The sequence below is a fragment of the Leifsonia sp. NCR5 genome (genome assembly GCF_002105485.1).
Taxonomy (GTDB): Bacteria; Actinomycetota; Actinomycetes; order Actinomycetales; family Microbacteriaceae; genus Leifsonia.
Genome location: NZ_NCSR01000001.1, coordinates 97970 through 117948, shown reverse-complemented (window position 1 = coordinate 117948; position 19979 = coordinate 97970). Strand labels below are relative to the sequence as shown.

The window sequence follows — 19979 nt, the reverse complement described above, 5'->3', positions numbered from 1 at the left end:
GAAGACACGAAGGGAGACGCTCATGGGCTTGGCCATCGACGGGCTGATCAGTGGTCTCAAGACCACCGACCTCATCGACCAGCTGATGCAGGCGGAAGCCATCCCGCAGACCCTGCTGAAGAACAAGGTCAGCGACTCCACCAGCTACATCACCGCGATGCAGGCGCTCAACACGAAGGTCGCCGCGCTCGCAGACGCCGCGACGAAGGCGTCGAAGCCGGCAGGCACAGACCTGCACACCGCGTCCAGCAGTTCCACGGCTGTGACCGTCACCGCAGGAGTGGGTGCCGTCGACGGCACCATCGACTTCACGGTGGACAAGGTTGCCCAGTCCCAGGTGATCGTCACCGGCCCCCTCACCCAGTGGCCGGACGAGCCGCCCGTGCTCACCTTCGTCGCCGCAGACGGCACGACCAAGCAGGTCACCGCGGCGAGCTCATCCCTCGCCGACGTCGCCGCAGCGATCAACAAGGCGGGCGTCGGCGTCAGCGCCACCCGCGTCGCGGCCGGCCTCGACCCGGTCAGCGGCGCGCAGACCTACCGGCTGCAGCTCAGCTCCACCGCCACCGGCTCGACCGGGGCGTTCACCGCATACCGCGGAACCCCGGCCGACGTCACGGCGGGAGCGGCCACCAACCTGCTCACGGAGCCGGGCGCAGCCCAGGTGCGTGCAGCACAGGATGCGCAACTCACCCTCTGGAGCGGCACCGGCGCCGCGCAGGCCGTCACCTCCACCACCAACTCCTTCGCCGACGTGCTCCCCGGTGTCTCGATCACCGTGAGCGCAGCATCCACCACCCCCGTCACGCTGACAGTGGCCCGCGACGACAAGTCGATCACCGACCTGGCGAACACCCTGGTCAGCAGCCTGAACGACATCTTCGGCTACGTCAGCTCGAAGCAGGCGGTGTCGACCACCACCAACGCGACGGGCGGCACGGTCGTCACGGCCGGAGCGTTCACCGGCGACTCGACGGTGCGGGACGCGAACCAGAAACTGCTGAGCGCCGCATCCGCCCCCATCGACGGCGTCTCGCCGTCCAAGTACGGCATCACCATCACCCGCGACGGAACCCTCACCTTCGACAAGGACGTTTTCGGGGCTGCGCTCGCGGCCGACCCGGAGAAGGTGAAGGCGGTCGTCCAAACGATCGCCGGCCGCGTCGCCGACGCCGCCACGGCGACCAGCGACAAGTACGACGGCACGATCACCACCAAGATCGCCGGCGAACAGAAGACGGTGAAAGGCCTCAACGACCAGATCACCGACTGGGATTCCAGGCTCGCCGACCGCCGCTCGACCCTGGAGAAGACCTACGCGAACCTCGAAGTGCAGTTGCAGCAGCTGCAATCGCAATCCTCATGGCTGACCGGCCAGCTCGCCTCGCTCTCATCGAGTTCCTCGTGAGCCTCCTGAGCGGCACGGCCGCCAAACTCAACGCGTACAACAGGGATGCGATCCTCTCTGCCTCCCCCGTGCGCCTCCTGACGATGCTCTACGACCGGCTGGTCCTCGACCTGACCCGCGCGGAGACCGCACAGCGCGACGGCAACTGGCCGGTGGCCTGGGAGAACCTGCGCCACGCCGACCAGATCGTCGCCGAACTCGCCTCCTCCCTCCGCCTCGACGCCTGGGACGGCGCAGACGGCCTGCTGCAGCTCTACACCTATGTGGCCGACCTCATCGTCTTCGGCAACATCGAACGCGACCCGGACAAGATCCGCGAAGCCATCGACCTCATCGAGCCGCTCCGCCAGACCTGGCACGAAGCCGCGGCACTCCTCCCCTCGGAGACGGGCGGCACCCTTGGCACAGCCTGACGACTTCGCCCAGTGGGAAGAAGACGACGCACACTCCCCCACCGGCTGGGAGGACGCGCTCACCCAGATGGAGCACGACCTCCAAGGCGCACTCGCCACGATCGACCCGGTGCCTTGGCGCCCACCCATCGCCCTCGGCCCGATCCCGCCGGAACTGATGGAGCGCGCGGCGCGCATCCTGGAAGCGCAGATGCACACCATCCGCTACCTGGAAGACGTGCGCCAGACGACGGCGAAGCACCTGGCCGCCGTGCGCTCGGTGCCGTCGGCCGAGGTGGGGCCGCATCCGGTGTACTTCGATTTGATCGGTTAGCGGTCCGCGTCTCCGAAGTGCGCGGCGAGTGCTGCGGGGTCACTGATGTCGCCGCTGAAAAGCGTGCCGTCGATGAGGACCGTCGGGGTGGACACGATGCGTTTGAGGTCCGTTCCAGGAACGGGTGTTGTCGTGGCGCGATTGGTTTCGGACTGTACCCACCTGTTGAACGTGCCGTCGTCGATGCAGTTCACGACGCCGGACCCAGTGATGGACGCAGGAAGCAGGCCTTTGATCTCCGCGTCGGTGAGTCCCGGGGTGTTCTCTGCCGGTTGATGCGCGAAGAGAGCTTGGTTGAAGTCCAGGAAGGACGCGGGCGCGTGGTCGGCTACGCATACCGCTGCGTTCGCCGCCCGGAGGGAGTACTTGGTGCCTGAGGACATGGTCGTGAGAATGGCCAACGGATGGACTTCGAGCGTCGCCGTTCCTGCAGCGACGCGGGAGGCCAGCTGCTGTCCGTTCGTGGACTCGAAGGTGCCGCAGTGGGGGCAGAGGTAGTCCTGGTAGATCACAACACGCACCGCACCGCTCGTGGTATCGCCGATGACGATCGCTCCCGATTGAGTGTTCCGCGGTGCAGGTGGAGGTTGGATGGCCGCCATGATCCCCATCGTGACTGCGAGCCCAATGGCAACGATGCCGACCGTTCCCCCGCCGACTGCGAACAGCCGCCTCCGCTTGGAGCGGCGACGTTCCTCTTCACGGAGAGCGCGCGCAGCGATCCGAGCCGCATCGCGTCGATCCCGCTTCGGAATCTTCGGGTGAAGGTCTGTCATCGTGTTTCCTTCGTTATGTCTGTCACAGGCTGGTGAGGAAGGGCCAGAGAAGCGGGAAGTTCGCGAGCAACACGAGGAAGACGACCGAATAGCAGAGGAGAGCGATGGGCCACAGCCATACCCGCAGCACTGCTCCGCCGGCGGACCGGACTGCCGCGCCGCCGAGGGCGCCGCTGGAGGCAGCCCACGCCGCCGTGGCGAGCGTCAGTGGAATCATCACGGCCCAGACCACAAGGCAGTAGGGGCACAGCGCGCCGATCGACGACACCGTCTGCACCATCAACCACACGATGAATCCCATCCCCAGGCACACGCCGACGACGAACGCAAGAACGAACCATCGTGGGAACCGGGCTCCGCTCACAAGGCTGACCCCGACAACGATCGGCGCCACGAAACACACCACGCCGATCAGTGGATTGGGGAAGCCGAGCAGCGCCCCCTGCCACGAGTCCATCGCCGGCGCGCAGGTGATGAAGGGGTTGACGCTGCAAGTGAGTTGCGCGGTCGGCGATTCAAGGTGCTTGAGCTTCTCGAGCACGAGCGCAAAGGATGCGGCCAAGCCCACGAGCCCGAGCACGACGAAGAGCGCACCACCGTACGTGTGCGATTGCTTGCTGATGATGCGCTCCTTGTCGTTGATCGGTGGTTAGCGGCGCTCGACGAACCACTTCGCGTTATTGGTCGTGAGGTTGCACGAAGCAGCGAGGGCGCCGCTGAGCGGGGCCTTCATCCATTCGCTGTATTTCGTCCACGTCGACTCCCACGGCCACGCCGCGTAGCAGGTGACGCCCAGACGGAATTCGCCGCTTCCGCTGCAGCGCTCGCGGCAGGTGCGGCAGCCACGGCCATCCCGTCGAGGACAGCTAGGGAGCCGGGGCCAATGTCACGAATCCACGTGTCAGATTATTCATTTTACATCTCTTTTTGCTGAGCAACTTCGCCCGCAAAAGGCAGCTGCATCCGGTTTGCTTCGATGTGACCGGCTGACGCGTATATACTCTCTCGACAAAGGCATATATGTTGAGGAGGAGTGCGATGAGCAACGCCACACTGCCGACCCGGAGCAAGAAGCTGATCGCCTTCCGTGACGACCAGATCCGGGCTCTCGCCTCCATTGCGGACGACACCGGCTCGAACTTCACCGCAACGGTCCTCGACGCCGTCGACGCGTACATCGCCGCGCACGACAGCACCACGCAGCAGATCGTCGAGCGGCTGGCGACGAAGAACGCCGGTCTCCTCGAGCGACTGCGGGACGCTTGAGCGTCCGGTTCATCACGCTGGACGAGGCGCTGCTCGTCATTCAGGTGGTGCACGGGCGTGAACCTCGCGGATTCATCCGGGACACCGTGCTGCTGCAATCGGCGCTGGAACGACCGAAAGCCACCCTCTTCGGCCGCGATGCATACCCCGACGACTATGCGAAGGCGGCCGCCCTTCTGCACTCGATAACCAGGAACCATCCGCTGCTCGACGGGAACAAGCGCGCGGGCTGGCTCCTGTGCGCCCTGTTCTTCGACCTGAACGGCTACGAGGAGCGCTACGACGAAGACGCGATGTTCGACTTCATCCTCGCCGTATCTGCGGGCGAGATGGAGGAGATCGGGCAACTCGCACGGCAGCTAGCCGTGTGGTTCAGTCGCCGCTGACCACTGGCGAATACCGCACGTAATCGGAGACCTTATCCCCCGCCCCCTTCGCCTCGCCGAATCCATCGTTGCGGAACCGTAACTCCCCCTGCGGCACGGTGAGCGTCACCGCAGCACCGGTGGCGGAGCAGGCGGCGGCCGCGCCGTCCGATTCGGGCACGACCACGAGGCAGACCCCTGAGCCGTCGGTTTGGCGGGTGAGGTAGACGCGCATCCCGTTCGCCAGACCCTGATACCGGGATGATGCGGCATCCACGTCGAGGGAGCGAGCGGCCGGGGGCAGCGCATCGGACGAGACCCGTTTCTGTGTGAACGGAGCAGGCGTGGTGGCCACGCACGCCGTGAGCGAGAGCCCGGCGAGGATCGAGCATGCGCACGCCAGGCGCCTACGCCCCGATGAGAAATTCCACATGCCATGACGGTAGCGTGTCGGCCGCAATCGGGCCGCGCCGGCGAGGCCGCAGCGGTTTCCACACACACCTCCTCCAGCCTGTGGATAACTCTGTGCAAAACAGGTGGATGAGGTACGGAAACGTGTGGAGGACACGCGCGAGATGTGTGGACTCTCAGAGGTTCTCAAGGTTCAAAACCGTCTCTGATCAGGCTTTCTGAACGCCATGACTCAGTTTCGAACAGGACTTCGAAACTACCACCGTGTAATTCGACCACTGTGCAGAGCTGTGGATGAACCTGTGCACGAAGACGGTTACAGAGCCCTTTCCACAGGCCGATTTTCACAAAGCAGCTAACGTTCGCGAGAGCCCTGCCGATAGCAGAGAGTGAGCACGGACAGCTCGCAGATCAGGCCACGGATCGGCCGCCACACCAGACGAATCTCCGATGGGATGCAGCTGTGCTCGAATCCGTGACCAGTGCCGCGCTCGCGAGTGCCCTCGACGGCCTCGCCGCCCGGCAGCGCGCTATCGCCAACAACATCGCCAACGTCAACACGCCCGGATACACCGCAGAGCGCGTGTCGTTCGAGGATGCCCTCGCTCGGTCCGTCGCGCACGGGGACGGGCACGCCGCATCCACTGTCGCCCGCTCGCTCGAGCCGACCAGGACAGACGGCAACAACGTCAACCTCGACACAGAGACCCTGTCCAACGTGGACACCGTGCTGCGCTTCCAGTTCGCCTCGCAGGCGGCCGGCGGCCAGTTCTCGTCCATCCGAGCGGCACTGAGGACCAGCTGATGACATTCGACGCGATCGGCATCGCGGGCACGGGACTGACCCTGCACCGCAAGTGGCTCGACGCCATCTCCGACAACCTCGCCAACATCAACACGGCGAAACCGACCGACGGGGCCGCCTTCCAGGCGCGCTACGTGGTCGCCCAGGAGGGCGAAGGCACCACCGGTGTCTACGTCGCGGGCGCCGCATACGGCAGCGCCGAGGGGCGGATGGTCTACGAACCGGACAACCCCGTCGCCGACGAGAACGGCTACGTGCGATATCCGGACATCGACCTGTCGTCGCAGATGGGCGCCCTCATCATGGCGCAGCGCGGCTACCAGGCCAACGCGGCCGTCGTCGACCGCGCCAAAGAGTCGTACCAGGCAGCCCTCGAGATCGGACGCAACTGATGCCCATTCCCGCCATCGGCGCCGTCAGCGCCATCGACACCACCGGCGCCACCAGTGCGCTGTCCGCAGCATCCGGGGCCACCGGCACCGGGGGAGCGGCGTTCGGGAACTCGCTCACCGGCGCCATCGACAACCTGCAGCAGCTGCAGGGCACCAGCGACAACCTCGCCATCAAGGCCGTCACCGGCGACCTCACCGACATCCACGACGCGACCATCGCGTCGTCGCGCGCCCAGGTCACCCTCGAACTCGTCGCCGGCGTCCGCAACAAGGCCGTGGATGCGTTCAACGAGATCATGCGGATGCAGGCCTGATGCCCCAGCAGGTCACGAGCTTCTTCCGGCGGATCGGCGACACGATCCGCGGGTTCTCGATCGCGCAGCGCGTCATCGCCATCATCGGCGTGGCCGTGGTCGCGCTCGGCGTCACCGGGCTTGCGATGTGGGCGTCCCAGCCCGCGTACACCCCGCTGTTCTCCGGGCTGCAGGCGACGGATGCGTCCAGCATCGTCGACCAGCTCCGCACCGACGGCGTCCCGTACCAGCTCACCGACGGCGGAGGCACGATCCTCGTGCCGCAGCAGAAGGTGTACGACGAGCGACTCAAGGCCGCGTCCGCCGGGCTGCCGACGGCGACGACGGGCGGATACTCGCTGCTCGACAAGATGGGCGTCACCTCGTCCGAGTTCCAGCAGTCCGTCACGTACAAGCGTGCGATGGAAGGCGAGCTGGGCTCGACGATCAGCGCCATGAAGGGCGTCAAGACCGCATCCGTGCGCCTGGCGATCCCGGAGGACACCGTGTTCGTGTCCGAGAAGAAGGACCCGACGGCCTCGGTCTTCGTGGAGACCCAGAACGGCGTGACCCTGTCCGCCGACCAGGTGCAGGCGATCGTTCACCTCACCAGCGCGGCCATCACCGGGATGAAGCCGACCGATGTCGCCGTCATCGACGCATCCGGGACCGTGCTCAGTGCCGTCGGCACCGGCGCGGTCGGGGGAGCGGACAAGCAGGCCAGCGACTACGAGACCCGCGTGAAGACGGCCGTGCAGGCGATGCTGGACAAGGTCGTCGGCCCGGGCAACGCCACGGTCGCCGTCGCCGCGGACGTGAGTACGGAGTCCGCGCAGCGCACGGAGGAGACGTACACGACTCCGACGAACGCGCCCTCGCTCAGCGAGACCACGCAGTCCGAGACGTACACCGGCTCCGGGGGAGGAGCGGCGGGCGTGCTCGGCCCGGACAACATCGCCGTGCCCAACGGGGCCAACGGCAACGGCACGTTCAACTCGCAGTCGAGCACCAAGGACAACGCGGTCGACAAGGTCACCGAGCAGCGCACCATCCCGGCAGGAGCCGTGAACAAGCAGACCGTCTCCGTCGCCCTCAACAAGGATGCGGTCGGCGGCGACGTGAGCACGAACGAGATCCGCAACCTCGTCAACGCCGCAGCGGGGATCGACGTGGCCCGCGGCGACTCCGTGAGCGTGGAGATGGTCAACTTCAGCAAGGCGAGCGCCACCGAGGCCGCCAAGGCGATCCAGGAGGCGAAGGACGCAGCCGCAGCGGACCAGCTCACCGGCATCATCCGCTCGTCGATCATCGGCGCCGCCATCGTCGCAGCGATCATCATCGCGTTCGCGCTCTTCCGCCGCAGCCGCAAACGCGCGGAGGAGAACGCATCCGTCGAGGGCACCGACACCGTCGAACTGGACGCTGCCGCGTTCCCGATCGCCCTCGAACAGGCGCCGCCCACCGTGCCCATGCAGCTCGATCCGGTGCCGGACCCGACCGCTCCCGAGCTGGAGGCCGAGCGCCGCCGCGCCGAGATCGAAGCGCTCGCCGAACGCGACCCGCAGAAGACGGCCGAGTTCCTGCGCAGCCTGATGGATGAACGGCAGGGCGTATGAACGAGCTCAAGGCGCCGCTGAGTGGGGCGCAGAAGGCCGCCATCGTGCTGATGAACATGGATCAGCAGCGTGCGGCGCAGGTGATGAAGCAGTTCTCCGAGGAGGAGGCAGACGAGATCACCGCGGAGATCCTGCGCCTGCGCAGGGTCGACCCCGCCATCGCCGAGAAGGCGATCAGCGAGTTCCACGACCTCACCGTGCGCGGCGGGATGAGCACCCGCGGCGGCAGGGACATCGCGGTCGGGCTCCTCGAAGCGTCGTTCGGCGCCGAGAAGGCCACCGGCGTGCTCAACCGCGTCGCGTCGAGCATGGCCGGCAAGCAGTTCGAGTTCCTGGATGCCGTCGAGCCCGGCCAGGTGCAGATGCTGCTCACCGGCGAACTCCCGCAGACCAGCGCGCTGGTGCTGGCCCACCTGCGCCCCGACCACGCATCCCGCATCCTCGCCGGACTCGACGAGACTGCCCGCGCGGACGTCGCGCACGCCATCGCCACGATGGGCAGCGCCAGCCCGGATGCGGTCCGTGTCGTCGCAGACACGCTCAAGCAGCGCGCGGGGGCCGTCGTCGGCTCGCGCGACTCGTCCGACGTGGTCGGGGGAGTGCAGCCGCTCGTCGACATCATCAACCGTGCGGACGCGAGCACGGAGAAGGCGCTGCTCGAAGCCCTCGAACGCCGCAACCCCGAGCTGGCGGAAGAGGTCCGCTCCCGGATGCTCACCTTCGCCGACATCGTCAAGCTGGAGGACCGCGACGTGCAGCAGGTGCTGCGCGGCATCGATGCAGCCATGCTGGCCGTGGCGATGAAGGGCGCGACCGAGCAGGTCATCGAGACCATCACGACCAACCTGTCCGAGCGCAACAGGGAGATCCTCGCGGACGAGATCCGCGTGCTCGGCCCTGTGCGCCTCTCGCAGGTGGAGGACGCCCGCGCCGAGATCGTGCGGGCGATCCGCGACCTGGAGGCCACGGGCGCGATCACCGTGCAGCGAAACGACGAGGACGCGTATGTCGAATGACGCCGTGTTCGCCCCCGTCGCGATCCCTGTGATCGCGGAGACCGCCGAAGCCGTCGCACAGGCCGGCGTCGCTCGCTCGCGCGGGTATGCCGCCGGGTACGCGGACGGCCTGCGGGCGGCGGCGGAAGAACAGCGGGCGTGGCGCGCGGCGGCCGACGCCGAGCGTGCGGCGGACGATGCGGCGGCGGCGGAACGGCTCGCGGTGCTCGCCACCGCTCTGCGGAATGCGGCGATCGAGCTGCGCGAGGCGACGGTGCCGGTGCTCACTGAGGCAGAGGAATCCCTGGTCAACGCTGCTTTCCACCTGGCTGAGGCCGTGGTGGGGGATGCGTTGACCGACCGCACGGCCGCCGCGCGCGCCGCCGTGGCGCGCGTTCTCGGCGGAGACGTCGCTGGGGCGGTCGCCGTCGTGCGGCTGAACCCGGACGACCTCGCCGCCATCGGCGCAGGGGCCGCCGGAGACGCCGTGCGGCTCGTGGCCGATCCGACGCTCGCGCCGGGGGATGCGGTGGGCGAGCTGCCCGACGGCTGGCTGGATGCGCGCATCCACTCGGCGCTCGACCGTGCACGGGAGGCGCTGGGATGAGTGCAGCCCTGGACACCGCGACCCTTCCGCGCATCGCAGACGCCGTGCGCGCCGCGCGCGTCGAGAAGGTGGGCCGCGTCGTCGGCATCGTCGGCCTCGGCGCAGAGGTGGAAGGCGTTCCCGCCGCTATCGGCGACGTCGTCGTGGTGGGGGAGCGGCCCGGCGTTCACGCGGAGGTCGTCGCGACCTCGGCCGAACGCATCCGGGTGATGCCGTTCGGCAGGCTGACCGGCATCGGGGCTGGTGCTCCCGTCCGTGCGCTCGGCGCTCCGCTGCTCGTGCCGACCGGGCGCGGGATGCTCGGCCGCGTCATCGACTCCCTCGGCCGCCCTGTGGACGGCAAGGGCCCGATCGAGCCGGACGGGTTCGTCCCCATCGACAACCGTGCGCCGGAGGCCATGCGCAGGGCGCGCATCCAGAGCCCGCTCGGCCTAGGGGTGCGCGTGCTGGACACGCTCGTCACGGTCGGGCGCGGGCAGCGGCTCGGCCTGTTCGCCGGCTCCGGTGTGGGGAAGTCGTCGCTGCTGTCGATGATCGCGCGCGGCACGGAGGCGGAGATCTCGGTGATAGCGCTGGTGGGGGAGCGCGGCCGCGAGGTGCGCGAGTTCCTCGAAGACGACCTCGGGCCGGAGGGGCTCGCCCGCTCGATCGTCGTGGTCGCGACCTCCGACGAGCCCGCCGTCATGCGCCTCCGCGCGGCGTTCACCGCGACCCGCATCGCCGAGTCGTTCCGCGACGCAGGCGCACACGTGGTGCTGATGATGGACTCGCTGACCCGTGTCGCGATGGCGCAGCGCGAGATCGGCCTCTCGGTGGGCGAACCGCCCGCCACCCGCGGATACCCGCCGTCGACGTTCTCCCTGCTGGCCCAGCTCCTCGAACGCGCGGGCACCGGCGAGGTCGGCTCGATCACCGGGCTGTACACCGTGCTCGTCGACGGAGACGACCACAACGAACCCATCGCGGACGCCGCCCGCTCGATCCTCGACGGACACGTCGTGATGGACCGCCGCCTCGCCGTCGTCGGCCACTTCCCCTCCGTCGACGTGCTCGGCTCCATCTCTCGCCTCGCCTCCCGCGTCACGACGCCGGAGCAGCGCGCAGCCGCCGTCGCCCTGCGCAGCATCCTCGCCGCCAAGGTCGCGGCCCAGGACCTCCTCGACGTCGGCGCGTACAAGACGGGCACCAACCCCCGAGTGGATGCGGCCGTCGCGCACGAAGACGCCATCAACGCCTTCCTGCGCCAGAACCTCGGCGAGAGCGCCGACCCCGCCGAAGCCTGGCAGCGCCTCGGCATCCTGGTGAACCAGCTCGGAGGTGTCTGATGGCACGGGCGTTCCAACTGGCCGGACTGCTGCGGCTGCGGCAGATCGAGAAAGACCACGCGGCGAGCGACCTCGCAGCGGCCAACGCGTTCCGACGGGATGCGGGGGAGCGGCAGGCCCGAGCCATCGCCGCCCTTCACGCCGTGCCCGTCGAAGCGACGGATGCAAGCACGCTGTTCGCGATGGCGGCCGCCCGCGCATCCAGTCGAAGCATGCTCGCCGACCTCGCAGCGCTCGCCGACCAGGCCGACGCAGAGGTCGCGGAGGCGCAGACGGCGTTCGGCGAGGCGAAAGCACGCGCGGTCGGTCTGGAAAAGCTCGAAGCACGGCACAACGCGAGCGTGCTCGCCGGAGAACTCAGCGCAGAACAGGCAGCCATCGACGAGATCGCCACCGGCGCCTGGGTGCGCGAACGGGAAGGGAACGAGGCATGACAGTCACCGACGCACTCGCGAGGATCGCCCAGATCCAGGCGACCCTGGTGCAGATCGACCAGCCGACGGCGACCTCGACGGGCAAGGCGTCCGCAGCCTCCGCAGCATCGGCGACCGACTTCGCCAACGCGCTCGCCGGAGCGGTGGGCGAGACGTCCGCCGTGGGCGGGACGGCCGGCGGCGGGTCCGTGACAGGCGCCGACGTAGTGGCCGACGCCAAGAAATACCTCGGCGTCCCGTACGTCTTCGGCGGGACGACGTCGAGCGGCCTCGACTGCTCCGGCCTGGTGCAGCGCGTGTTCAAAGACCTCGGCATCGACGTCCCCCGCCTGGTCTCCGGCCAGTCGACGCTCGGCACGGAGGTGCCGTCGCTCGCCCAGGCCAAGCCGGGCGACCTGATCGTGACCAACGGCGGCGACCACATCGTCATCTACGCGGGAGACGGCAAAGTCATCCACGCACCGAGCGAAGGCCGCAACGTGAGCCTGGTCGACAACTGGATGGACGACTCCGACATCGTGACCATCCGCCGCGTGGTGCCCGAGGCGAGCACGGCGCTGGCGAGCGCGCCCGCGATGTTCAGCGCGAGCGGGATGGGCGGGGTCGCTGGTCTTTCTGGGCTTTCTGGTCTTTCCGGGTTGGCTGGTCTTTCCGGGTTGTCTGGACTTTCCGGGCTCTCCGCCCTTTCCGGCGTCTCGGGGCTGGCCGGCCAGTCCTCCTCCGTTCCGTCTGCCGCGGCGCAGGCGGCCCAGCTGCAGGCGCTCATCTCGTCGATGCTCGGCGGAGGCGCAGAATGAGCCCGACCATCGCTCCGGTGGCCGCGACGCCGTCCGCCCCGGCCGCCGCGCGCAAGCCCGGCACGGGTGGAGACGCGTTCCAGCAGTTCCTCGCCGGTGCTGCTCCCACGAACACCAACCCACGGGATGCGCGGGATGCACGGGATGCACGCCCGGCATCGCGCGACGAGCCGTCGTCGTCCGACGCGCGGCCCCGTAGGGCGGTGAAGCCCGCCGCCACGACCACCGGCCCTGACCAGGCCACGTCCGGCACGCAGGCCGACCCGGCGAATCCCGCAGCACGCGCGGATGCGGTGGTCTCTACGTCCGCCGGCCAGGCGAACAGCGCTTCCGCCTCCACCGCAGCTGCTGCAGGGGGCGCCGTTTCTCCGCAGCCCACTTCGACCGCGCCGGCGACCGCCGCAGGCGACGCCGTGGCCGATGCGCTCGCCGCCGCGGCCGACGCGGCCGTGCCGACTGCGACGGCCGCGACGCCCGCGACGGCCGGGACGCCGCAGGGAGCGCTTGCAGCCACCGCGGCGGCGTTGGGGAACACCGGGGCCACGGGCACGAACGCCACAGATCCCCGCGTTCCGGCATCGCCGGTCACCGGCGCTCCCGCTGACGCTGCCTCTCAGGCGTCGTCGGCCGTGGGTGCCGCCGCTGGCGCGACGTCCGCCGCGGCAGTACCGGGGTCTGGCGCTGCCACCGGCACGAGCACGGTTCCGACGACGGCGGGGACGACTCCAGCGTCGGCGTCGGCCGTCGCTGATTCGGGCGCAGCCTCGTCCGGTGCCGCTTCTGCCACCGTCACGGCTTCCACCGACGCTGTGGGGCCCGCCTCGGCCGTCCCCGGCGCTCCCGCCGCTCCCGCGGCGGCGACCGCCGACGCCGCCACCTCCGCGACGGGCAACTCCGCCGCCTCCGCAACCACGCCCTCCGCGACCACGCCGGTCACCGCGACCACCGCTACTTTCACCGCGGCCACCGCGACCCCCTCACCCCGCACCGCAGACGACGCACCGTCCGCGCCCGTGGCACCGACCGCATCCACCACCATCACCGCTCCCGCAGCAGTGGCACAGCCCGCTTCCACCACCGCCGCGGCCCCGACCTCCGCGTCGGCACCAGCCGCCGCCGCCCAACCCGCCCTCCCGCAGCAGCTCGCGCGTCCGATCTTCACCCTCGCGTCCGCGGGCAGGGGTGACCACGTGATGACCGTGCACGTCACGCCGGACACGCTCGGGCCCGTCACGGTTCGCGCCCACGTCGGTGCGGAGGGTGTGCGCGTCGAGTTGTTCGCCCCGACCGACGGCGGCCGTGACGCACTGCGCGCCATCCTGCCCGACCTGCGGCGCGACCTCAGCGGCGCGGGACTCTCCGGCAGCCTCGACCTGTCCAGCCAGAACCAGCCGCAGACCGACGACCAGCGCGGCGGAACGGCGGACCGGCAGGGGAACGCACCCACCGCATCCCGGGCGGAGCAAGCCGGCACCGCCGCAGACAGGACCCCCGAACAGCAGCGGACTGCACGCTACGGCGGCGCAGGTCACACCATCGACCTCGTCGTCTGACACCCACCGACCGACCGACCCAATCAGCCTCACAACAGAAGGGAGCCACCGTGGCCGTCGACCCCGTCACCGGAGCGAACGACACCGCCGCCACAGGCGGCATCTACTCCACGCTGCCCACCAGGCAGCCCAAGCAGTCTCTCGACAGTGAGGCGTTCATGCAGCTGCTGGTCACCCAGTTGCGCAACCAGGACCCGAGCTCGCCGATGGACACCAACCAGATGATCTCCCAGACCACGCAGCTCGCGACGATGGAGAAGCTCACCAACCTGGACACCACCAGCCAGGAGGGCTTCGCCCTGCAGATGCGCACAGCGGCGGCCGCCCTCGTCGGGCACACCGTCAGCTACCTCGACAAGGACGGCGCCACCAAGACCGGCGTCGCCTCGTCCGTCTCGTACGCGGGGTCCGTCCCTGTCGTCACGGTCGGCGACCAGAAGATCAACCTCGACGCGATCTCCGGTGTGGTCACCCCCACCCCTGACCCCGCGCCGACCGCCTGACATCACCGAACCTCACAGAAAGGCAGCATCGTGCTCCGTTCCCTCTACTCCGGAATCTCCGGCCTCCGTTCGCACCAGACCATGCTGGATGTGACCGGCAACAACATCGCAAACGTCAACACCACGGGCTTCAAGGCGTCCGCCGTGCAGTTCGAGGACACCCTCTCGCAGCTGGTGCGCGGCGCCGGCGGCGGCCAGGGCGCGGCCGGCGGCACCAACCCTGCCCAGATCGGCCTCGGCGTGCTCGTCGCCGGCATCTCCACCAACTTCACCCAGGGCGCAGCGCAGGCGACCGGCCGCGCCACCGACATGATGATCAACGGCGACGGCTTCTTCGTCACCAAGGTCGGCGGTGAGACCCTGTACACCCGCGCCGGCTCGTTCGACCCGGATGCGCAGGGTCGCCTGGTCGGCCCGGGCGGCGCGATCCTGCAGGGCTGGAACGCGGTCAACGGCGTCATCCAGCAGGGCGGGGCGCTCGGCGACGTGACCATCCCCCTGAAGGCCGTCGCCCCCGCTTCCGCCACCACGACGGGCACCGTCACCGGCAACCTGCCGTCCGGCGCAGCGCTCGGCGACCAGCTCGTGCGCGACGTGAAGGTCTACGACTCCACCGGCGTCGCCCGCACCCTGTCGCTCACCTTCACCAAGACCGGCGCAGGCTGGAACGTGGCGGGCACCGACGGCACGGCCACCGGCACCAGCACGCTCGCCTTCAACAACGGCGTGCTCACCGGCCCGGGCAGCATCACGGTCGGCGGCGTCGCGGTCGACCTCAGTGCCGTCACCGGATACGCCGACCTCACCACGGTGGCGTTCAAGGAGCAGAACGGCCGCCAGGCCGGCACGCTCGAATCGTTCAGCCTCTCCCAGGACGGCACCCTCATCGGCCTGTTCTCCAACGGCGACAAGCAGGCGGTCGGCCGCATCGCCCTCGCCACCTTCGTCAACCCGGGCGGCCTCGAGAAGGCGGGCGGCTCCGGCTACCGCGCCTCCGTCAACTCCGGCAACCCGCAGCTCGGCGGCCCCGGCGACGCGGGCCTCGGCTCCATCCAGGGCGGCTCCCTCGAGATGTCCAACGTCGACCTGTCGCAGGAGTTCACCAACCTGATCGTCGCCCAGCGCGGCTTCCAGGCGAACGCCCGCATCATCACCACCTCGGACGAGGTGCTCCAGGAGCTGACCAACCTGAAGCGGTAGTGCGTCGGGACGCGCGGCGTCTCACGGCAGAGGGGCCTCCGGCGCACGCCGGGGGCCCTTCTGGCTTGTCCGGGCAGTCGGCGTCACCATTCCGGCACGTCGACGCCCAGCCACCTCCCCAGGTCAGCGATCTCTGAGTGGACCGCGGCGTGCTCGTCCTCGTCGAATGGCTCGAACTCGTGAACGGCTGTGACTTTCAGTTCGTCGTGCTCGGGGTCGATTTCCGCGTCGAGCATTCCCACGAACCGGTCGCCCAACAGGATCGGGTGGGCGAAGTATCCGTACCTTCGCTGCGGCTTCGGCTTGAACTGTTCGAGCACGTAGTCGAACTCGAAAATCTCGCGCAGCCGGGGTCGATCGAAGAGCATGCCGTCGTATGGGCTGAGGAACGCGGCGCGGCCGCCTTCGTCATCCTCGAGCGCTGCGAGTGCCTCGGGGTCGACGCGCCATTTCTGGCGCATCCCGTCGATCGTGGCGGGCTCGCCTGCTTCCCCCACCGGGGTCCAGGGCGATCGCTGCTTGGCGATGCCGGCCGCCTGGAGCCTGCGCTCGTTCAGTAGCCGCTCGGCCTCGTCGTCGTCGAACTCCGGCAGATCGGACGGGTAGACGCGTTCGGCCAGATCCCAGCGTCGATGGCGTCCCTTCCGTTCAGCGACAGCGACCTCGCCCTGCTGCTGAAGGAAGTCGAGCATGTGCGCGACCTGGTTCGATCCCGACCAGCCATCGGGCGGGCGGGCGACATCGGCGGTGTCCGGGATCTCGCTGGCCAGCAGCGGACCTTCGGCCCGCAATCGCGCGAGAACGTCGGTGCGGAAACGGTCGTTGGCCTCCAGCCACTGGCGGCTGCTCTCCCTCCGCGGCCAGCGCCGCATGGCCGGCAGCATCAGCGGAAGCAGACTCACCGGACGGAAGGCTCCGTCGAACTCGAACAGCAGCCGATCCGATTCGACGGCCTTCGCAAGCTGGCCTCCGTCGTACGCGGAGCCGATCCGCGACCAGAGGATGGTGTGCTCCGCCGGCGCGATGGTGGCCGTCGGGTCGATCTTGATGGCACCGAGCTGCTCGGCGATCCCGACCACATCATCCGGGCGATCCGCGTCCAGCAGCTGCGCCTGGACGGCGATGCGGCGGGCCTGGTCGCGGGTGAGCCGGTGCGTCATGGAGTCCCCGCTCTCTCCTCACTGCAGGCAGAACTCGTTGCCCTCGGGGTCGCGCATCATGATCGCGAACTCCTCGAACGGGCCCCACGAACCGATGAGCGGCTTCTCGACCGTTGCCCCGAGGGAGACGAGGCGGTCGCGTTCGGCTTCCAGCTCGTCGCGGGATGCCCGACGGTCGTCGAACGGCGTGATGTCGATGTGCATCCTGTTGCGTTGCCTGCGCTCGTGGCGGTAGCGGGTGAAGTAGAAGCGCTGGTGGCTGCGGTCCCCGTCCCAGGCGACGGCGCGGGAGGCGATCGCGTCGTCGTCCAGCCCGTTGGCCTTCAGCATGGCGAGCTCGTCGTCCGACCATCCTGTCGGCTCCGGATAGCCCATCGCCGCGCTCCAGAAGCGGGCGAGGGCCGCAGGGTCCTCCGCGTGGATGGTGACGTTGGCGATGCGCGCGGTCATGAGTAGAGGGTATGGCCTCCGCAGCCCGGCGAGAAGGCGTCGGAGGCGTTGAGGGCCGCCCGCCGACCGTATGCTCGTCCCGTGCCCATCATCCGCGAGCTCGGCCCGACCATCCTGGGCGTGCTGCTGCTCGCCGCGCTGGCCACCGCCGTGCTCACGGTGTACCGGGTGCCCCGCCGGTGGGCTCCGCTGCTGGCGATCCTCCGCGGTGCGGTGCAGCTGGCGGTCATCAGCGTGATCCTTGCCGGGGTCATCACCAGCCCGGTGTGGGTGGCGCTCGCCCTGCTCGTCATGTTCTCCGTGGCCGCCGCGACCGCGACGAGACGGGTCGGCTGGTCGGTCGACCACGCGACCATGATGGGCGTCGCTATGGCGACCGGCATCGTCGTGACGCTCGCCGTCGTGTTCCTCACCGGGGCCATCGAGTTCTCCGCCCGGTACGCGCTCGCGATCGGCGGCATCGTGATCGGGAACGCCATGAGCATCGCGACACTCACCGGACGCCGCTTCACCGAGGCGACCATCGACCACTGGGATGAGGTCGAAGGCTGGCTCGCGCTCGGCGCCACCCCCAGACGGTCGACCCTCGACCTGGCGCGCGGCGCCGTCTACTCCGCGCTCATCCCGTCGGTCGACCAGACCAAGACGACGGGCCTCGTCACGTTGCCCGGCGCGTTCGTCGGCGCGATCTTCGGCGGGGTGTCACCGCTCGAAGCCGGACGGTTCCAGGTGGTGGTCCTCGCGGCGATCATGGCGGCGGGGTCGATCACGGCGGTCATCGTCTCCGCGTGGCTGGCGCCGGTGCGGACGCGGCCCGTCGTGCTGGACTGAGCGCGGAAGCTACCCGGACGCCGTGGTCGTCGAACCGAGCACCTGCGGGATGAGCTTCCGGATGGCGTCCTCCTGGTTCGACAGGACCACCACATCCACTCGGCGGTTGAGGGCAAGATCGGCGTCGGTCGTTCCGGTGGCGCTGGCCAACGGCCGGGCCGAGCCGTAGCTGAGGGCGACGATGCGTTCCTGGGGGAAGCCGTCCGTCTCCACCAGGTGACGCAGCACGCTCGTCGCGCGCCCGGCGGACAGCTCCCAGTTGGTCGGGTACGGGGCGCCCGGCTGCCGCAGGTCGGCGTGGCCTTCCACGGACACCTGGTACGGCGTCGGCGTGAGCACGGGGCCGATGTCGTTGAGCACCTGCGTCGCCTGCACGCTCAGCTCCGCGCGGTTGGAGGCGAAGAACGTCTCGTTCCCCACCAGCCCGATCGTGAGCCCGCGTGCGTCGATGCGCAGCTGGACGGCATCCTGCAGCCCGTCCTTGGTCAGCGCGGCCAGGATGCGGTCCTTCAGGTCCCTGAGGTTCTGCGCCTCCTGCTGGGCGAGGGCCAGGTCGGTGTTCTTGCCCTTGTCGTCCACCTGGGACGGCGGGACGATCACCCCGGTGGCCGTGTCGATCTTCTGCGACTTCACCTGCCCGAACCCGGTCGCCAGCGAGTCTTTCAGCTCGGCGAACTTCTTCTGGTCCACCGTCGACATCGCGAACAGCACGATGAACATGCACATGAGCACGGTGACCATGTCCATGTAGGAGGCCATCCAGCGCTCCTCGTTCTCGTGCTCCTCCTCTGGCTCGTGCTTGCGACGGCGGCGTGCGGACATCGCTACGCAGCTTCCTTGAGCTTCTCGGCCTTGGGCTCTTTGGCGTCCTTCTTGCTGCTGCCGGCATCCGGGACCATCGCGCGCAGGCGCTCGCCGAGGAGGCGCGGCTGGCTGCCGGACTGCACGGCGAGCACGCCCTCCATCAGCAGGGTCATGCGCTCCACATCCAGTTCGGACAGCCTGCGGAGGCGGGCGCCGAGCGGCAGCCAGAGGAAGTTGGCGGACAGCAGGCCCCACAGGGTCGCCACGAACGCGCTCGCGATCATCGGCCCGAGCTCCCCGGGCTCCGCCAGGTTCTCGAGCACGTGGGTGAGCGAGACGACGGTTCCGATGATGCCGATCGTCGGCGCGTAGCCGCCCATGCCGCTGAAGAACTTGGCCGCGACCCTGTCCTTCTTCGACTTGGTGGCGATCTCGTCCTCCAGCAGCACGCGGAGCTCGTCCCCGTCCGTCCCGTCCGCGATGTTCTGCAGGGCGCGCTTGAGGAACGGGTCGTCGATGGTGTCCGCCTCCTGCTCCATTGCGAGCAGGCCGTTGGCGCGGGCCTTCTCCGCGAGGTCGACGACCTGGTCGATGACCTGCTGCGGCGGCTCGATCTTGCCCCGCAGTGCACGCGGGATGGACTTCATGGCCACCATGAAGTCTTTGAGCGTCCCACTGGCGATGCCGACGGCGAACGTGGCGCCGAAGACGAGCACCATCGGAGCGGGAAGCACGAGGGCGCTGAGGTGCGCGCCCTCCATCGTCACCATGGCGACGACGGCGCCGAACGCCAGGACGATGCCGATTATGGTTGCGGGATCCATTACTTCTTCCTTGCGCGGAGGGGAACGGTCCGAGCTTCGGGATGCTCGCGGTGCGCATCCGGGGCCTCGTCGTCACGGCCGGTGTCCGCGGGGGGAACCAGGCCGAGCTGCGGGGCGCCGGAGGGGCGCGTGTTCGCGGTGGGCAGATCGTGGGCGAGCGCGATGACCCGTGCCCGGTATGCGGCGATCTTCTCGATGACCTCGGACATGCTCTCCGTCACGATGAACTTCGCGCCGTCGACCATCACGAGCGTGGTGTCCGGGCTCGCGTGGATGCGCTCGATGAGGTCGGGGTTGACCGCGAACTGGCTGTCGTTCAGTCGGGTGACGACGATCATGAGGGCGAATCCTGGTCTCGGCTCCGGGTGAGCCGTCACAGGGGCACTATCGGCCGGAGGGGGCCAGGCGTAAGGGCGCGTGGCTGATGGATGCGGGCAA

Annotated in this window: 26 protein-coding genes; 18 read left to right on the top strand and 8 right to left on the bottom strand. The window is 69.0% G+C overall.

All coding sequences use genetic code 11. The annotated features are described in order from the left end of the window. Positions 1-22 precede the first annotated feature (22 nt). From fliD to B7438_RS00560, 3 genes are read left to right on the top strand one after another with little or no spacing between them, the layout of a single operon-like run. Positions 23-1408, top strand: coding sequence for a flagellar filament capping protein FliD (gene fliD, locus B7438_RS00570; protein ID WP_085367399.1), 1386 nt, complete (start codon positions 23-25; stop codon positions 1406-1408). Next, positions 1405-1821, top strand: coding sequence for a flagellar export chaperone FliS (fliS, locus tag B7438_RS00565; RefSeq protein ID WP_085367398.1), 417 nt, complete (start codon positions 1405-1407; stop codon positions 1819-1821). The genes fliD and fliS overlap by 4 nt, the downstream gene beginning before the upstream one ends. Then, positions 1808-2134 (top strand): hypothetical protein, encoded by a 327-nt coding sequence (locus B7438_RS00560; RefSeq protein ID WP_085367397.1) that lies wholly within the window; start codon positions 1808-1810, stop codon positions 2132-2134. Before fliS ends, B7438_RS00560 begins: the two co-directional genes overlap by 14 nt. Here the strand turns inward: B7438_RS00560 and B7438_RS00555 are convergent. Further along, a complete protein-coding gene (locus B7438_RS00555) occupies positions 2131-2910 on the bottom strand; it encodes a thioredoxin domain-containing protein (protein WP_085367396.1) in 780 nt (259 codons plus the stop codon). The genes B7438_RS00560 and B7438_RS00555 overlap by 4 nt on opposite strands. 22 nt (positions 2911-2932) lie before the next feature. Beyond that, positions 2933-3490 carry a vitamin K epoxide reductase family protein gene (locus B7438_RS00550; RefSeq protein WP_179150689.1) on the bottom strand — a complete coding sequence of 186 codons (558 nt, stop codon included), beginning with the start codon at positions 3488-3490 and terminating at the stop codon, positions 2933-2935. Between the two features lie 458 nt (positions 3491-3948). Here B7438_RS00550 and B7438_RS00545 point away from each other — a divergent pair, with 458 nt between their 5' ends. Both B7438_RS00545 and B7438_RS00540 read left to right on the top strand, forming a co-directional pair. After that, positions 3949-4176: a hypothetical protein gene (locus B7438_RS00545; RefSeq protein ID WP_085367394.1), complete on the top strand. Its 228-nt coding sequence runs from the start codon at positions 3949-3951 to the stop codon at positions 4174-4176. Next, positions 4173-4562, top strand: coding sequence for a type II toxin-antitoxin system death-on-curing family toxin (locus B7438_RS00540; protein ID WP_085367393.1), 390 nt, complete (start codon positions 4173-4175; stop codon positions 4560-4562). The genes B7438_RS00545 and B7438_RS00540 overlap by 4 nt, the downstream gene beginning before the upstream one ends. On the opposite strand, the gene B7438_RS20140 is transcribed toward B7438_RS00540, so the two are convergent. After that, the gene (locus tag B7438_RS20140) at positions 4549-4974 is read right to left on the bottom strand and encodes a hypothetical protein (RefSeq protein ID WP_143465488.1); all 426 of its coding nucleotides are present in this window, start codon (positions 4972-4974) and stop codon (positions 4549-4551) included. The two genes, B7438_RS00540 and B7438_RS20140, sit on opposite strands and share 14 nt — an antisense overlap. A 441-nt stretch (positions 4975-5415) precedes the next feature. Between B7438_RS20140 and B7438_RS00530 the strand changes: the two genes are divergently transcribed. From B7438_RS00530 to B7438_RS00475, 12 genes are read left to right on the top strand one after another with little or no spacing between them, the layout of a single operon-like run. Next, the gene (locus B7438_RS00530; RefSeq protein WP_085367391.1) at positions 5416-5757 is read left to right on the top strand and encodes a flagellar basal body protein; all 342 of its coding nucleotides are present in this window, start codon (positions 5416-5418) and stop codon (positions 5755-5757) included. Further along, the gene (locus B7438_RS00525) at positions 5757-6149 is read left to right on the top strand and encodes a flagellar basal body rod protein FlgC (protein ID WP_055897381.1); all 393 of its coding nucleotides are present in this window, start codon (positions 5757-5759) and stop codon (positions 6147-6149) included. Before B7438_RS00530 ends, B7438_RS00525 begins: the two co-directional genes overlap by 1 nt. After that, entirely contained in the window at positions 6149-6463 is a 315-nt protein-coding gene (gene fliE / locus B7438_RS00520; RefSeq protein ID WP_085367390.1) for a flagellar hook-basal body complex protein FliE, read from the top strand. The genes B7438_RS00525 and fliE overlap by 1 nt, the downstream gene beginning before the upstream one ends. Beyond that, complete coding sequence (gene fliF / locus B7438_RS00515) at positions 6463-8058, top strand: flagellar basal-body MS-ring/collar protein FliF (protein ID WP_085367389.1); 1596 nt, start codon at positions 6463-6465, stop codon at positions 8056-8058. The genes fliE and fliF overlap by 1 nt, the downstream gene beginning before the upstream one ends. Next, positions 8055-9074 carry a flagellar motor switch protein FliG gene (gene fliG / locus B7438_RS00510; RefSeq protein WP_085367388.1) on the top strand — a complete coding sequence of 340 codons (1020 nt, stop codon included), beginning with the start codon at positions 8055-8057 and terminating at the stop codon, positions 9072-9074. The genes fliF and fliG overlap by 4 nt, the downstream gene beginning before the upstream one ends. Beyond that, the gene (locus B7438_RS00505; protein ID WP_085367387.1) at positions 9064-9660 is read left to right on the top strand and encodes a FliH/SctL family protein; all 597 of its coding nucleotides are present in this window, start codon (positions 9064-9066) and stop codon (positions 9658-9660) included. Before fliG ends, B7438_RS00505 begins: the two co-directional genes overlap by 11 nt. After that, complete coding sequence (locus B7438_RS00500) at positions 9657-10985, top strand: FliI/YscN family ATPase (RefSeq protein ID WP_085367386.1); 1329 nt, start codon at positions 9657-9659, stop codon at positions 10983-10985. Before B7438_RS00505 ends, B7438_RS00500 begins: the two co-directional genes overlap by 4 nt. Continuing rightward, on the top strand, positions 10985-11419 hold the full coding sequence (locus B7438_RS00495) for a hypothetical protein (RefSeq protein WP_085367385.1): 435 nt from the start codon (positions 10985-10987) through the stop codon (positions 11417-11419). Before B7438_RS00500 ends, B7438_RS00495 begins: the two co-directional genes overlap by 1 nt. Next, the gene (locus B7438_RS00490; protein WP_256921813.1) at positions 11416-12216 is read left to right on the top strand and encodes a C40 family peptidase; all 801 of its coding nucleotides are present in this window, start codon (positions 11416-11418) and stop codon (positions 12214-12216) included. Before B7438_RS00495 ends, B7438_RS00490 begins: the two co-directional genes overlap by 4 nt. After that, positions 12213-13769 (top strand): flagellar hook-length control protein FliK, encoded by a 1557-nt coding sequence (locus B7438_RS20440; RefSeq protein ID WP_085367384.1) that lies wholly within the window; start codon positions 12213-12215, stop codon positions 13767-13769. Before B7438_RS00490 ends, B7438_RS20440 begins: the two co-directional genes overlap by 4 nt. 50 nt (positions 13770-13819) lie before the next feature. Continuing rightward, positions 13820-14272: a flagellar hook assembly protein FlgD gene (locus B7438_RS00480; RefSeq protein WP_085367383.1), complete on the top strand. Its 453-nt coding sequence runs from the start codon at positions 13820-13822 to the stop codon at positions 14270-14272. 30 nt (positions 14273-14302) lie between these two features. Beyond that, positions 14303-15472 carry a flagellar hook protein FlgE gene (locus B7438_RS00475; protein WP_085367382.1) on the top strand — a complete coding sequence of 390 codons (1170 nt, stop codon included), beginning with the start codon at positions 14303-14305 and terminating at the stop codon, positions 15470-15472. A gap of 83 nt (positions 15473-15555) precedes the next feature. Here B7438_RS00475 and B7438_RS00470 read toward each other — a convergent pair whose 3' ends face one another. Both B7438_RS00470 and B7438_RS00465 read right to left on the bottom strand, forming a co-directional pair. Then, positions 15556-16632 carry a DNA glycosylase AlkZ-like family protein gene (locus tag B7438_RS00470; RefSeq protein ID WP_085367381.1) on the bottom strand — a complete coding sequence of 359 codons (1077 nt, stop codon included), beginning with the start codon at positions 16630-16632 and terminating at the stop codon, positions 15556-15558. A gap of 18 nt (positions 16633-16650) precedes the next feature. After that, complete coding sequence (locus tag B7438_RS00465; RefSeq protein WP_085367380.1) at positions 16651-17082, bottom strand: VOC family protein; 432 nt, start codon at positions 17080-17082, stop codon at positions 16651-16653. A gap of 81 nt (positions 17083-17163) precedes the next feature. On the opposite strand from B7438_RS00465, the gene B7438_RS00460 reads away from it, so the two are divergent. After that, positions 17164-17913 carry an ABC transporter permease gene (locus tag B7438_RS00460; RefSeq protein WP_085367379.1) on the top strand — a complete coding sequence of 250 codons (750 nt, stop codon included), beginning with the start codon at positions 17164-17166 and terminating at the stop codon, positions 17911-17913. A gap of 9 nt (positions 17914-17922) precedes the next feature. Here B7438_RS00460 and B7438_RS00455 read toward each other — a convergent pair whose 3' ends face one another. From B7438_RS00455 to B7438_RS00445, 3 genes are read right to left on the bottom strand one after another with little or no spacing between them, the layout of a single operon-like run. Then, on the bottom strand, positions 17923-18735 hold the full coding sequence (locus B7438_RS00455; RefSeq protein ID WP_085367378.1) for a flagellar motor protein MotB: 813 nt from the start codon (positions 18733-18735) through the stop codon (positions 17923-17925). Between the two features lie 2 nt (positions 18736-18737). Then, positions 18738-19541 carry a motility protein A gene (locus B7438_RS00450; RefSeq protein WP_085367377.1) on the bottom strand — a complete coding sequence of 268 codons (804 nt, stop codon included), beginning with the start codon at positions 19539-19541 and terminating at the stop codon, positions 18738-18740. Then, entirely contained in the window at positions 19541-19879 is a 339-nt protein-coding gene (locus tag B7438_RS00445) for a flagellar FlbD family protein (protein WP_085367376.1), read from the bottom strand. The genes B7438_RS00450 and B7438_RS00445 overlap by 1 nt, the downstream gene beginning before the upstream one ends. Positions 19880-19979: the final 100 nt, after the last annotated feature.

Coding starts and splice junctions, on each gene's coding strand:
- fliD (WP_085367399.1), top strand. CDS start 23: ATGGGCTTGGCCATCGACGGGCTGATCAGTGGTCTCAAGACCACCGAC.
- B7438_RS00555 (WP_085367396.1), bottom strand. CDS start 2,910: ATGACAGACCTTCACCCGAAGATTCCGAAGCGGGATCGACGCGATGCG.
- B7438_RS00545 (WP_085367394.1), top strand. CDS start 3,949: ATGAGCAACGCCACACTGCCGACCCGGAGCAAGAAGCTGATCGCCTTC.
- B7438_RS20140 (WP_143465488.1), bottom strand. CDS start 4,974: ATGTGGAATTTCTCATCGGGGCGTAGGCGCCTGGCGTGCGCATGCTCG.
- B7438_RS00525 (WP_055897381.1), top strand. CDS start 5,757: ATGACATTCGACGCGATCGGCATCGCGGGCACGGGACTGACCCTGCAC.
- fliE (WP_085367390.1), top strand. CDS start 6,149: ATGCCCATTCCCGCCATCGGCGCCGTCAGCGCCATCGACACCACCGGC.
- fliF (WP_085367389.1), top strand. CDS start 6,463: ATGCCCCAGCAGGTCACGAGCTTCTTCCGGCGGATCGGCGACACGATC.
- fliG (WP_085367388.1), top strand. CDS start 8,055: ATGAACGAGCTCAAGGCGCCGCTGAGTGGGGCGCAGAAGGCCGCCATC.
- B7438_RS00505 (WP_085367387.1), top strand. CDS start 9,064: ATGTCGAATGACGCCGTGTTCGCCCCCGTCGCGATCCCTGTGATCGCG.
- B7438_RS00500 (WP_085367386.1), top strand. CDS start 9,657: ATGAGTGCAGCCCTGGACACCGCGACCCTTCCGCGCATCGCAGACGCC.
- B7438_RS00495 (WP_085367385.1), top strand. CDS start 10,985: ATGGCACGGGCGTTCCAACTGGCCGGACTGCTGCGGCTGCGGCAGATC.
- B7438_RS00490 (WP_256921813.1), top strand. CDS start 11,416: ATGACAGTCACCGACGCACTCGCGAGGATCGCCCAGATCCAGGCGACC.
- B7438_RS20440 (WP_085367384.1), top strand. CDS start 12,213: ATGAGCCCGACCATCGCTCCGGTGGCCGCGACGCCGTCCGCCCCGGCC.
- B7438_RS00470 (WP_085367381.1), bottom strand. CDS start 16,632: ATGACGCACCGGCTCACCCGCGACCAGGCCCGCCGCATCGCCGTCCAG.
- B7438_RS00465 (WP_085367380.1), bottom strand. CDS start 17,082: ATGACCGCGCGCATCGCCAACGTCACCATCCACGCGGAGGACCCTGCG.
- B7438_RS00455 (WP_085367378.1), bottom strand. CDS start 18,735: ATGTCCGCACGCCGCCGTCGCAAGCACGAGCCAGAGGAGGAGCACGAG.
- B7438_RS00450 (WP_085367377.1), bottom strand. CDS start 19,541: ATGGATCCCGCAACCATAATCGGCATCGTCCTGGCGTTCGGCGCCGTC.
- B7438_RS00445 (WP_085367376.1), bottom strand. CDS start 19,879: ATGATCGTCGTCACCCGACTGAACGACAGCCAGTTCGCGGTCAACCCC.